The 12450-nt window shown below is 40.7% G+C and carries 10 protein-coding genes and 1 pseudogene; 4 read left to right on the forward strand and 7 right to left on the reverse strand.

All coding sequences use genetic code 11. The annotated features are described in order from the left end of the window. The first annotated feature begins 253 nt into the window (after window positions 1-253). Window positions 254-535 (forward strand): hypothetical protein, encoded by a 282-nt coding sequence (locus V7K35_RS11250; protein WP_335078955.1) that lies wholly within the window; start codon window positions 254-256, stop codon window positions 533-535. Window positions 536-629: 94 nt separating this feature from the next. Further along, on the forward strand, window positions 630-3239 hold the full coding sequence (ptsP, locus tag V7K35_RS11255; protein ID WP_335079618.1) for a phosphoenolpyruvate--protein phosphotransferase: 2610 nt from the start codon (window positions 630-632) through the stop codon (window positions 3237-3239). 136 nt (window positions 3240-3375) lie between these two features. Here the strand turns inward: ptsP and V7K35_RS11260 are convergent, their stop codons facing one another. Together V7K35_RS11260 and V7K35_RS11265 are read right to left on the reverse strand one after the other, a co-directional pair. Beyond that, a complete protein-coding gene (locus V7K35_RS11260) occupies window positions 3376-3672 on the reverse strand; it encodes a hypothetical protein (RefSeq protein ID WP_292771956.1) in 297 nt (98 codons plus the stop codon). A 277-nt stretch (window positions 3673-3949) separates the two neighbouring features. Then, complete coding sequence (locus V7K35_RS11265; RefSeq protein WP_335078957.1) at window positions 3950-6043, reverse strand: TonB-dependent receptor plug domain-containing protein; 2094 nt, start codon at window positions 6041-6043, stop codon at window positions 3950-3952. Between the two features lie 336 nt (window positions 6044-6379). Between V7K35_RS11265 and V7K35_RS11270 the strand changes: the two genes are divergently transcribed. Further along, window positions 6380-6538 (forward strand): hypothetical protein, encoded by a 159-nt coding sequence (locus tag V7K35_RS11270; protein ID WP_335078959.1) that lies wholly within the window; start codon window positions 6380-6382, stop codon window positions 6536-6538. A 55-nt stretch (window positions 6539-6593) separates the two neighbouring features. Here the strand turns inward: V7K35_RS11270 and V7K35_RS11275 are convergent, their stop codons facing one another. Together V7K35_RS11275 and V7K35_RS11280 are read right to left on the reverse strand one after the other, a co-directional pair. Next, window positions 6594-7151: a hypothetical protein gene (locus V7K35_RS11275; RefSeq protein ID WP_442939714.1), complete on the reverse strand. Its 558-nt coding sequence runs from the start codon at window positions 7149-7151 to the stop codon at window positions 6594-6596. Between the two features lie 12 nt (window positions 7152-7163). Next, window positions 7164-8036, reverse strand: coding sequence for a hypothetical protein (locus V7K35_RS11280; protein WP_335078963.1), 873 nt, complete (start codon window positions 8034-8036; stop codon window positions 7164-7166). Between the two features lie 369 nt (window positions 8037-8405). Here V7K35_RS11280 and V7K35_RS11285 point away from each other — a divergent pair. Continuing rightward, a pseudogene (locus V7K35_RS11285) lies at window positions 8406-8585 on the forward strand (Uma2 family endonuclease); the annotation flags it as partial. Between the two features lie 453 nt (window positions 8586-9038). On the opposite strand, the gene petJ reads toward V7K35_RS11285, so the two are convergent. From petJ to V7K35_RS11300, 3 genes are all read right to left on the reverse strand, one after another. After that, window positions 9039-9374, reverse strand: a complete 336-nt coding sequence (gene petJ, locus V7K35_RS11290) for a cytochrome c6 PetJ (RefSeq protein WP_335078966.1) — start codon at window positions 9372-9374, stop codon at window positions 9039-9041. Between the two features lie 598 nt (window positions 9375-9972). Beyond that, window positions 9973-10464: a GNAT family N-acetyltransferase gene (locus tag V7K35_RS11295; protein WP_335078968.1), complete on the reverse strand. Its 492-nt coding sequence runs from the start codon at window positions 10462-10464 to the stop codon at window positions 9973-9975. Between the two features lie 413 nt (window positions 10465-10877). Then, the gene (locus tag V7K35_RS11300; protein ID WP_335078970.1) at window positions 10878-12050 is read right to left on the reverse strand and encodes an RpoD/SigA family RNA polymerase sigma factor; all 1173 of its coding nucleotides are present in this window, start codon (window positions 12048-12050) and stop codon (window positions 10878-10880) included. Window positions 12051-12450: the final 400 nt, after the last annotated feature.

A 12450-nucleotide genomic window follows, 5' to 3' on the forward strand; every position in this document is an offset into this window, starting at 1 on the left:
GCTCAAAGTTGACCTTCTGAGGCTCAAAGTTGACCTTCTGAGGCTCAAAGTTGACCTTCTGAGGCTCAAAGTTGACCTTCTGAGGCTCAAAGTTGACCTTCTGAGGCTCAAAGTTGGACTTCAAAACCTGGGTTATATCAAAATCTAGATTAGACCTCTTGCACAAATATTAATAGACCCCCCTTAATCCCCCCTTATAAAGGGGGGAAATTGAGCAAGTTTACTCCCTTCCCTTGGTAAGGGGAGGGTTGGAGTGGGTGCCATTGTCACTTACCGATACATCTTGATCAGTCAGCGAGTGAAGAAAGTACTTCCAAAGAAGGATCAACCTTATTTAATATTGTGGCGGGATAATTTTGACGGTGATGTCTCGATTAAGTTGTACGATGGAAACAAACTTATCCAAAACATTTCTTCTCCTACTGCTAGCGATGGAGTTTATGAGTGGACATCATGTATTTCTGTAAAAGAAGGCTATTTTGTTCGCATTTATAGCTGGAAAGACCGGAATATTTTCGGGAAGTTGCAATTGTAATCAAGATCAGCGCTGTTTTTAGCGGTACAGAATGGGAAAATGAAATGGATAACTAGCTAAACACAAACCTCTCAACAAGGTTGGCGGTGTGGCAGTGATCGGAATTGTCATCGTTTCTCACAGTAAACAACTAGCTTTGGGTGTGCGGGAACTCGCCGCGCAAATGGTTCACGGCCAAGTCCCTATAGCTGTTGCAGCAGGTATTGAAGATCCGGAAAACCCACTGGGTACAGATCCTATCCAGGTTTATGAAGCGATCGCTTCTGTTTTCTCTGATGATGGTGTCTTGGTGTTAATGGATTTGGGTAGTGCTTTGCTGAGTGCAGAAATGGCAATAGAGTTTCTCTCAGAAGCACAGCAGCAAAAAGTATATCTGTGTGAAGCACCTCTAGTAGAAGGGGCGATCGCTGCTGTCGTGGCTGCGGCATCTGGTAAGGATATTCACCAAGTCATGGCAGAAGCCCGCGGCGCACTGCTAGCAAAAGCAACTCAATTGGGTGTAGTTAGTAGGCCGTTGTCAGTTGTCACCTCAACAACAACTAATATAGAATCACCAACGCCAGAAATCCGGCTGATTGTGAGCAATCGCTTAGGATTACACGCCCGTCCCGCAGCCCAGTTTGTAGCAACCGCAGCCCGGTTTCAATCCCAAATTCTGGTGCAGAATTTAACCAGAAATACTGAGCTAGTCAGGGGTGACAGTATTAATCAAGTTACAACTTTAGGGGTACGTCAAGGACACGAACTAGTAATTACTGCTACTGGTTCTGATGCAGATGAGGCGCTGGCGGCATTACAGGCATTATTCGCAAATAATTTTGGTGAGGCAGCCCGGTCTTGTTGTTCCAACAAAGAGAAGCCAGCGCTGAAGACGGGTTTCCCGTCGCAGGCGACTGGCGTTGGACTGCCGAACCCGGAGGGTGAAGATAATGTTGCCTTGAATTCTCCACCAGCATTTCACCATGAAGTTACTCCAGCAACTCACGGCGAACTTTTGGGAATTGCAGCTTCTAGTGGAATAGCGATCGCACCCATTGTTCATTATCAACCCACGCATATTTCGATTAGGGAATACCACGTAGATGATCCTGAGGCAGAGTGGCAACGAGTACAAGCAGCAATTCACACTGCCCGACAGGAAATCCAAGCAGTTTTTTCACAAGCATCTATTCAAATTGGTGATGCTGAAGCCGCCATCTTTGACGCCCAACTACTATTTTTAGAAGATCCAGTATTGTTGGAAGCAGCTAAAGAGCGCATCTTAGAACATCATCTAAATGCTGAAGCCGCTTGGCAAGCCGTAGTAGATGAAGTAGCGACTTCCTATCACACACTTGAAGATTCTTATCTGCAAGAGCGAGTTGATGATGTTGTGGATGTCGGGCAAAGAGTGCTGCGATTACTCGCTGGGAATGCCCCTGCAAAAGTGCATCTTGATGAACCGGCGATTTTGGTGGCGACTGATTTAACTCCCTCAGATACCGCTGGACTAGATCCGACAAAGGTGTTGGGTATTTGTACTACTTCAGGTAGCGCCACTTCCCACAGCGCCATTATCGCCCGGACATTGGGTATTCCCGCAGTCTTGGGAGTAGATGCTCAGGTGTTGCACTTGGCAGATGGTACACTTATGGCACTTGATGGTGAAAGCGGCAAAGCTTGGGTAGAACCAGAATCACATATCCTAGATTTACTGGCGGCAAAGCAGTCAGCTTGGCAAACTGCCCAACAGCAAGCACGAGCTACGGCACACCAGCCAGCAATTACTCGTGATCGTCGGCAAGTTAGCGTCTTCGCAAATATTGGTAGTATAAGTGATGTCCAAGTTGCTGTGGCTAGTGGTGCAGAAGGCGTGGGACTACTCCGCACTGAGTTTCTCTATCTCGAACGGACAAGCGCCCCCACTGAAGAAGAACAACTAGAAGTGTATCAGGCGATCGCCCAAGTTTTAAATAATCGTCCGTTGATTATTCGTACCTTAGATGTAGGTGGTGATAAGCCACTCCCCTATTTGAGAGTAGGGTTAAGAGAAGCTAACCCTTTCTTAGGCTGGCGAGGGATTCGTTTTTGTTTGGATCATTTAGATTTGTTCAAAACTCAGTTACGGGCAATTTTGAGAGCCAGTGTGGGACATCAAATTAAGATCATGTTGCCGATGATTGCGACTGTAACTGAAGTACGTGCAGCTAAAACAATCTTGGGTGAAGTGCAGGCGGAACTAAATCAAGCTGGTATCCCCTTTGATGCAGCGATAAAAGTGGGGATTATGGTGGAGGTTCCGTCAGCTGTGGCGATCGCCGATCAGTTAGCTGCTGAAGTAGACTTCTTTAGTATAGGTACTAATGATCTGAGTCAGTACGTCATGGCTAGCGATCGCACTAATCCCCGCGTGGCAAATTTGGTTGATGCGCTACACCCAGCAGTGTTACGAATGGTGCAGCAAACTATCCAAGCTGCCCATGCGGCAGAGATTTCGGTAGGATTATGTGGAGAATTGGCAGCAGATACTTTAGCAACACCAATTTTATTAGGTTTAGGGCTGGATGAGTTGAGCGTGAATCCTCAAAGTATAGCTGGAGTCAAGCAAGCGATCGCTCAGTTAAGTATAGTTGAATGTGAAGCGATCGTGGCATCAGCATTACAACAAGATTCCGCAGTTCATGTCAGAGAACTAATCTCAACTTCAGTCACTCCGCCTGCATAATACTAATTCACAATGTATTTGAACCACATCATTAAAGGTTTATAGTAAGCAAGAAAGCTTTGAGAGATTACCTCGTTCCCAGTCTCCGACTGGGAATGCCTACTTTGAGGCTCTGCCTCCCTTACTCCCAGCATCCCTACTCAAAAGTGGACACATCTCGCAGCACATTAGGAATTTCCCCTTGAGAAAAAGGAAACTCCAGCAAGGTTTCTCTAAGACCCAAATACCCAGATTCAGCAAACGACAAAAGCATTCGGGAAAGCGCTAACCAAACCTCCGGTTCGTATTCCCAATCACGATAACGGGAAGCTTGACCAGCAATTGAACGTAGCGCCCAGAAATAAGAGTTCCGCACCACCGAACCACCCTTCTTAAACTCTGGCAAATCTTCGTGGTGGATAAAAAGTATTTTATTTTCAATTCTGGCTCTCATAGCAATTTTGGATTTTAGATTAAAAGTAAATCTTAATACCGATTACCTCTGAGGTTGATAGAACCAGTTACTCAAGCCCCTTGTTTCACCAAGCCTGATTTTGTACAGTTTCACAAAAAATTGGTATGAGTAGCCTGCATTGCGGCTTTAGCCTAACGCACCATATTGGATGGCGGTGTGTCGTCTTTACCAAAAAAATCTTTAAAAAATTTCAAATAATCCTATTTATCCCAATAATTTAGAGATTTTGCAATGACAAAATCTCTAGATTTAATACCTAAAAATTGGCGCTTAAACCCACACGAAAAGTGAATCCAGGGCTATAGATACGATTAACTCGCTCATATTGCTCACCTAGTAGATTTTCTAAGTAAACTGTCAGTCCTAAATTCCTACTTAAAGGTATACGACCGCTCAAATCTAAATTTACAAAAGATGGTGCAAAGTCTGTAGTCTTGTCACCAGGGTTAGTAAAGAAGGCTCTACGAGCGCCACTATTGTAAGTAACATACAAGTTAGCCTGCCATCCCGCATTTTCATAACCTACACCGCTTTGGAGTACAGAGTAGGGAATCAAACCCAATTGCAAACCTCTCTCTGATCCTGTTTTTATTTGGGAATCTGTATAAGTATAGTTAAGAAAAGTTGACCAGCCAGCCGCAATTCTTAATTGCAAAGCTGCCTCTAAACCATTGGTATCTACCAGCCCAATGTTTGCCCATTTTCCATCTATTACTCCCAAGCGATCGCCTATACTACTACCAAAGTAAGTAAACTGTCCAATCAGATTTTCCGAAAAATTGACATCTACTCCTGCACTCCAAGTAGAGCCAGTTTCCGGTCTTAAATCAGGATTAGGTTCCCAACCATGAACTGTATCATAAACATACAACTGATCTAACCCAGGATTGCGTTGTCCCCCTGCCCAACTTCCACGCACTGCTACTATTGGTGTGATGGCATAACGTAACCCAACACTAGGGTTGAGATAATTTCCAAACTGACTGTCAAAGGTTTGCCTTAGCCCTAAATCTATCAAAAAGTTATCACTAATATTCCAAGTATTGACAGCAAATAAAGCTGTATTCAACAAATTCCTATCTTCAGTTTCGTTCTTGCCAATACTACTAGGATTTGTACTCAAAACATCACCAGTTAAGTCGGTGTTTTTCAAATCTAATCCCCAGCGTAATTTATTACTGGAAGTAACTTTCCACTCATGATCTACCCTGGCTGTGAGTTGTTGTGTATCTAAAGCTCCTATACGGTAAAATGCTCCTGTAGGGCCATAGGTGCTGAAATAATCTTGGTTATAACCAATTGAGGTTGTCAGGTTAGAGCTTTCTCCATTACCTAGCCGAGTTTTCCAGGATAAGCCAACGTTTAAACCATCGTGGTCTAATCTATCTCTTTGAAGAGGAAAACCAAAATAAATTAAACCGCGACGACTGCTGAGTTTAGTAACATCTAAATTCAAAGAATTTTTTTTATCTAAATCTAGTCCAATGCTACCAAAATAAGTACTTGTAGCTGTGTCTGCATTTGATAAAAAACCCTGACTATCACGATTGGCTGCACCTACAGGGACGCGGTAACGGTTATCTGTAAAGAATCTTTCAAAGCTGAAGTTGTACTTTACATTATCAGATGAACCACCATAGCTCACTTGTTGATTATTTAAACTCAATGAGCCAAATTCTGCACTAGCACTCAATTTAGGTTTGCCATAACCTTCCTTGGTGATAATATTCACAACTCCCCCAAAGGCTGATGAACTATACAAAGCAGAGGCTGTCCCACTGTATAATTCCACTCGTTCAATAGCCTCTACAGGAATGCTATTTAAGTCAGTTCCACCATGATAAATATTGACATTATTGTTAATTGGTCTGCCATTAATCAGAAATACAGACTGATTAATTGAGGCTCCGCGGTAGTACGTACCTGTGTGAGTATCTGCACCATGACCTACATCATTGATCGCAAAACCAGGCATTCTTTTCAAAATATCGGCTAAACTTGTAGCGCCCTGCTTTTGAATTTCTTCTTTATCAATTACGTAAGTTGGAGTAGATTGAGGTAGGTTATCTTTTTCTCCGATCGCTTCTATAGTAATGTCTGGATCATCGCTCGGAGTTTGCTCTGTTTCTGGCTGATTTTCTGGATTAACTTCACTCGGAGCAGATTGTTGAGTTAATAATTCAGCATTAATAGCGGGTAGCTCGATTTCACTTAAACTCGGAATATCTGAAATAACTTCGGTTGATTTATCAGTATTTCTCTGCTTAATTTCACTCTCAGCAGCAAAGCCAGGAAACGCTATCAGTAAACCCGGTAAAGCAACTGTTAGTAACAAATAATCCTTTTTCACGTTCTTTTTCACACCAACTAAAAACAGTTACCACGTAATATTGTTGCTGTAATAGTAAAATCATGTCAAAAGACACGCTGTCATATTTCCATGACTGAGATTCCCAATTTCTATGAGAAATCGGGAATCTTGCTGTTCACAAATGATTAAGTAGGGCTATAGCGGTTCCCGCATGGTTAAGATATAGAAAAAAATAATTAACCACAGGTAAACACAGATACAAGGTAGGACACGGTATTGCCCATACGTGTCAACTTAAGGTGAAAGCCTTTCTAGAACAAGCTTTTAGAGATTGTTTCGTGTCTGGTGTGTCTCGTTCCCAGTCAGAGACTGGGAATGCCTAATGTGAGGCTCCGCCTCAAGACTAGCGGCAGAGCAGCAATTGAAGAGTATTTCCAGCCTCTGCCTGGAAACGAGGTTTTAAACTGGTTTGCGCTTAAGTTGACACCAATGGGCATTGCCGTGTCCCTGATTCAAATGAGAATTGCTATATAGCAGTTTTTAATTACGTGAAGTATGTACAATTTTTATGGCTAACAACATCATAGTTTCAAAAACTATTTTTACTTGTAACTCTAATTAAAAAACGCAGACCTTCATTTACTGCTTCCGAATTGGGAAATCTTTCTGCAACATCAGGTTCTAAAAAAACTATTAATTTTTCAATTCTCTTATGATTAACTTCACCTTTGATCACATGATTGTCTGTCAAAGCATGATTGAATTGAGGTTTATTGTGTATTATGGTTCTTTGGAAAGATGCAGCATTTAATTTATTAACTAGCGATTCCCAACTACTAACTTTCAGATTAAAGTGAACCTTTGCATCCCGTAATGTTTTAAACTGTTGTTTTATAATATCAATAGTATAAATATGTTTCTGAGAGACCTGTTTCTTTACATTAAGGTCTGACTCAACCATATCAACTACTTCACTAATAAGTCGATCCTGATTTTCGGCAATTTGAGCAGCAGCCCCTAAAATCCGAGAAGTTGTTTTTATTTGTACATCAGTCTCTTGTTTAAGGCGATCAGCAATACTGCGAATTTGATCTCCCAGCCTTGCTTTACCTTGTTTTCGCATGATTGGGAGCGATTTTTTGCTCATAAGTATGCTTATTTATTCAGAAAGTATATCTTTAATAGCCAGCCAGATGCGTTTAAACCTTTGTACCAAACCTATAGGATTGTTAGTTGTTTCTTCTTCTACCGAATCAACTAGAGATTGAATCCGATCCATACGTTCTGCTACAACGTAAAGACTGTTTACTGCTTCATTTTTACTTTCTAAGGATTCACGTAGTAGCACAATCATCTGGGCAATTTCCCGTTTTAGTCGTTCATTCTCAGCTTTACGGCGAGTTTCCCATCCCTTAATACCAGCTTTAGAACGTCGCTCATGCTTGAGTTCTGCTTTTGCCTCATTGTATAAAGTCAAATACATTTCTCGTTCAGAGTTTACTGCATCATATTTGGTAAGCAATTCAGTCGCTCTCACTTTTTCTGCGTTGTAGAGGCAGAGGGTTTGTTTGTGACTTTGCTGTTCATTAATATATAACTGGTAATTTTGAGTAACTCGCTCTTTTAGGTCATTACCTTCGAGTTGGCAAGTTTGGATCTCTCGCTGGTAAACATGAAATAACTGGAATATTTTAGTTTTTTCTTCGTTATAAAGGTAGAGCATCTTTTGATGATTTTCTGGCTCATTAATATAAAAGCGATAATTTTGAGAAACACGCTCTTTTAATTCATTAGCCTCAATTTGGTAAGTTTGAATCTCTCGTTGAACATGAATTAGTTGGGATGCAGCTTCCTGGTATTCTTTTGCACGTTCTTGGCACTCATCAGGTTGAGATACAGTTTCCTCAAGATTGGCACGGACGGTCATCAATGAAAGTCTTAACTCATAAGGAGGAGTTGGTTCTTTCTGCCGTGAGTGAGGATTATTAACAGCGTTGTCATGATTAGAATCTTTGCGCTCCGCTCTTTTCATTGCCATAATTTCAGTTACTAGGTGAGCATTTGTTATAGTAAAATGTTTAGTTTAGCCAAGATGAACTTATTGAAGTGTGATCTCGGTTCTACTGGTAATATGATCTGACTCTGAGTTGAGATATCCTTTACTCTTTCTCAGGCGCTCAAATTCCCAGAGTGCGATCTCCAAGGGTTAGATAAATTGCTGTTCATAAGCAAGCTAGGCTCCAAAAGGCTAAGGGCAATAAGCCTCAAAGTCTCTCCCCTTGTAGCAATTACGAATTACATTAGCCTTGATAAAACTGGAAGCTTCGCAAACAAAATAGAATGATTCAAACCTTACGCAAACCAGTTACATTCGATAAATTCATTGCTAAATATCCTGACAAACCCCAAACAACCAACTGTCTCCCTCTACACCTCAATTGATGGAGAATACCAAGTCAGCCAGTTTCGAGGTAGCGATGCCTGCGGCAACCCCTCCGGGGAACGCATCATCTCACCTACTTTCCCCAAATTAAATTTAACAGCAGAACAGATTTTTCAAGCTAGTGGATACCTTGTATAACCCTGACAGTGCTAGAAAAGAGCGATTTCCGTTGCAAACGAAATTTTTTGTTGTAGACTCTTGAGTAAATCTAGAGTTTTTTGTAGGTAACTCGCTTTCCTTGGTTTTCAAAGTACTCAGATATTTTTTATAAATTAGCGATCGCTATCAGCTATAGCAAAATATTTCTGAAGTTCAATTGCCTAATTGAAATTCTCTATTGCTACCTGGTAATCATCGCACCCCATCTTATCTCCACCCAATTCTAAGAAATCACCCGCTGTAATTTACGTGATAAATATAGCTGATAAATGTGCGGATGGATTCAAAAAAGTTAAAGGTAAAGCAATAATTATACTGATAAATAATCACCAAAAATCAGTCATAAACATCCGATTTGACAATTTTGGCAAGTATAACATTAGCGGGACAAAAAGCCCCACTAATTGTTAATCATTGAAGTTAGATTTTAGTCTACTTCCAGTCCTTATCTGCTTGTAAAAGCACATAAGCAGTTACATCTTCAATCTGGTTAGGTTTCAAACGTTTGCCGAAAGCAGGCATGGCATTTTTACCTTTTGTAACTTGGGCAATAATTGCCTCTGCTGAGTACATACCAAACTTTTCCAAAGCATCTTTCTTCAGGTTTTTTTGCGCTTGAACCAGATTCTTACCTCCGGCGTGACAAGAGGCACAATTGGCACTAAATACTTTAGCTCCACTAACAGCATCTGCTGCCAATACTGGACTACTGAAGGCAAACGTGAAGATTGCTATGCTTAAAAGCATTACTGTAATAACTTTTTTCATTTGGTGTTCTCTCTCTGGAATAACGGCTTATTTGGTGCAATATCCTCCATAATTGTCAGTTGAACTGCTGCCATAGTCAAACGACAATCTGTCAAACTTCCTTTGAAAGTTTTTGGATTTTGAATATTCCTGGTTTTAGATTCAGAGGTGTTAGTACAGAGCGATGTCTGATGATGAAAATGCAAGTTTATATAAATTTAAATACTTGATAACCAACAAATGATATGTGTTTAAGGATAAAATGTTCAAGATGAAAATTGTCTTACTTCATCCTTTGTTCTTTAGTTCATAGATCCTAACTGATACCAACTACCTGTCAATCAATTTTGGATTTTGGATAATAGAATTTAAATTCATCCCAGCAATCAAGTCAGGTGATGCACTGAGGTAGCCGAGGTGGGCAAGGCATAAAATGTTTGGATTTTGGATAAAAAAATTCTTTTCGCGTTGAAATTCGCTTGCTCTCAAACATTTATAAATAATGGAACGCAAGAATATTCAATTCACAATCCAAAATCCAAAATTTAAAATTAGGTGAGGTTGATCCAGAACTTAGAGATTTTGCCCCAAGTCTGACCAAGCTTTATTTTGTGCAGTTTCACAAAGAATTAATATGAGGAAGCATATCTTCTGTGACACGGCAAATTTGCCAATCATCTAATATAGATGCTCCCATACTACGGTAGAATGCTTTAGCTGATTCGTTCCAATCCAACACACTCCACTCTAACCGTCCACAATCACGTTCTACAGCTATCTGAGCTACTTTAGTAATTAGAGCTTTACCAATACCTTGCCTGCGATATTCTGGTAAAACAAACAAGTCTTCCAGATAAATTCCTGGCTTGGTCAAAAATGTGGAATAATTATGAAAAAATAGGGCAAAACCAACAGCTTGACCCCCAGATTCTGCTAAAATCGCTTCTATATACTTGTGCGAACCAAATAAATGCTCCTTAAGTGCTAGAGCATTGCCAGTGACAGCGTGAGATAATTTTTCATACTCAGCAAGCCCTTGAATTAATTTAAACAGTACGCTGCAATCAGCTGGTTCAGCAAAACGCACAATCAAATTGCTACACGGAGTCATTAGTCTATAGTCTATAGTCCATAGTCCATAGTCTATAGGCAAGTGTGCAAATTTTTTGAGTTATTACTAAACAAAAGCCTAAAAAACCTATAAAACGCCTGGTTTTTGCGAATTGGAGTAGGCGAAGCTGAAGAATATAATATACAGATACAAACTCTCTAAATTTCTTAGAAAGGTGGATTTAATCAAGAGCAAGTTTTGTCCGATGTGTTATTGCCGAGAGGACGGCAGCATTATGAATTTAGGTGCGTTAGGACAAATGTCCATAACATAACGCCAGTTGCTACAAGGGAGAGAACCTTCGCAACGCACCGGTTCCCCGACTAAATTTCAAGTTTTGCACTTTATTTTATCCATGTTCGTTGGTAGAGTTAATAAGGTCAGGTATTGCATCTCTATCTTCATCAATGTAATTAAATCAACCAACCTTTTAAGCGTTTGGCTATGTGGGGACGCCGCAATTTTCGCATGGCTTTGCTTTGAATTTGTCGGACTCGCTCACGAGAAAGATTAAACATATTGCCAACTTCTTCTAAGGTACAGGGTTCGCTGGTCGTTAAACCATAGCGTAGAGAAATTACATCTTTCTCTCGTGGAGTTAACACGTCACCCAAGACTTCCCAAATCTCCTGACGCATCATGTTTTCATTCATTTTTGCTTCTGGAGACAGATTATCTTCATCTTCTAGCAAATCCATCAATTCCGTGTCTTCTTCTTTACCGACGCGGTGGTTAAGAGAAAGTGCTTGACGGCGTAGTTGTTGCAGTTGACGTAGTTGTTGCACACTAATTTCCAAAGCTTCTGCCATTTCGCCTTCAGTAGGATTGCGACAGAGTTTTTGTTTGAGTTCCCGTTGGGCTTTTTTCAGCTTGTTAAGCTTTTCAACAATATGAATAGGTAGCCGGATTGTCCGCGCATCGTTAGCTATAGCCCTGGTAATTGCTTGTCTAATCCACCAGTAGGCGTAAGTAGAAAATTTATATCCCTTATCAGGATCGAACTTTTCTGTAGCGCGATTTAAACCCATTGCTCCTTCCTGAATTAAATCCAGAAAAGGCACTCCCCGATTCAGATATCGCTTGGCAATAGAAACTACCAATCTCAAGTTCGAGCGAATCATTTTACGTTTCGCTACTCTACCTTGATACAAGCGATTTTCTAATTGCTTTTCCGTCATTTCTAGCTCGGAAGCTACTTCTAGCTTGGTAGGTTCCTGTCCCAGTTTTAAGTGTAAGGCAGCTTGTAATTCCCTAACTTCTTCTAGAAACCTAACTCGCCGCGCTAACTCTACCTCTTCATCAGCTTTTAGGAGCGGATAACGCGCCATCTCTTTAAAAAACGCGCCTACGGCATCATCATGCTCGGTTTTATTGTATCCCGAAGGACGAGCCGCCGCCATCTCATCCCCGTCGCGTTCGTCTGATTCCAGATTTTCTATTAGAATTGGAGGTTCTTCATCTGCTACTGCATCTAAGCTATCGAGTGATGGTTCTTCAATATCAGCAGTGTTCTCCAGTATTTCCATTTTTCCCAATTCAACAATATTCATAGTTTTCTTTAGGGATTGTTGCTTTATTTGGTACATAATTTAGTTACAGCTACTCGTTTGAGGCTTGGTAGTTTTCCCTAAGGGACGAATGCACCCGTTTATATAGCGAAATACAGGCTTATGCTAATTTATCTTCAAGAATAAAAATCGGCATCTACCTACCACTTATGGGTTACGGTTAGATACAACCTATAACGAAACTGGCCTTCGCACCCAACAAAACTTTCTTCTCAGGTTCTTAACAGATTATATTCTTCATTTTTTTCTTAATTACCAAATATGTCAAACCCCCTCAAACTTTCTCAACCTTAACAAACATAAAAATCTCAGCTACCCATCCAAATTTCTTAAACTCTCATATATTTTTCTAAATATTTATTTTTAATTTTGAGGTGTTAGAAGTCACTGGATAAATCAAAAACCTGGTGCTAGGGTT

The organism is Nostoc sp. (genome assembly GCF_036917275.1).
Classification (GTDB): domain Bacteria; phylum Cyanobacteriota; class Cyanobacteriia; order Cyanobacteriales; family Nostocaceae; genus Nostoc.

Bases quoted from the DNA above. Each gene is read 5' to 3' on its own strand.
- V7K35_RS11260 (WP_292771956.1), bottom strand. From the start codon at position 3,672: ATGAGAGCCAGAATTGAAAATAAAATACTTTTTATCCACCACGAAGAT.
- V7K35_RS11270 (WP_335078959.1), top strand. From the start codon at position 6,380: ATGCCTAATGTGAGGCTCCGCCTCAAGACTAGCGGCAGAGCAGCAATT.
- V7K35_RS11275 (WP_442939714.1), bottom strand. From the start codon at position 7,151: ATGAGCAAAAAATCGCTCCCAATCATGCGAAAACAAGGTAAAGCAAGG.
- V7K35_RS11280 (WP_335078963.1), bottom strand. From the start codon at position 8,036: ATGAAAAGAGCGGAGCGCAAAGATTCTAATCATGACAACGCTGTTAAT.
- petJ (WP_335078966.1), bottom strand. From the start codon at position 9,374: ATGAAAAAAGTTATTACAGTAATGCTTTTAAGCATAGCAATCTTCACG.
- V7K35_RS11295 (WP_335078968.1), bottom strand. From the start codon at position 10,464: ATGACTCCGTGTAGCAATTTGATTGTGCGTTTTGCTGAACCAGCTGAT.
- V7K35_RS11300 (WP_335078970.1), bottom strand. From the start codon at position 12,050: ATGTACCAAATAAAGCAACAATCCCTAAAGAAAACTATGAATATTGTT.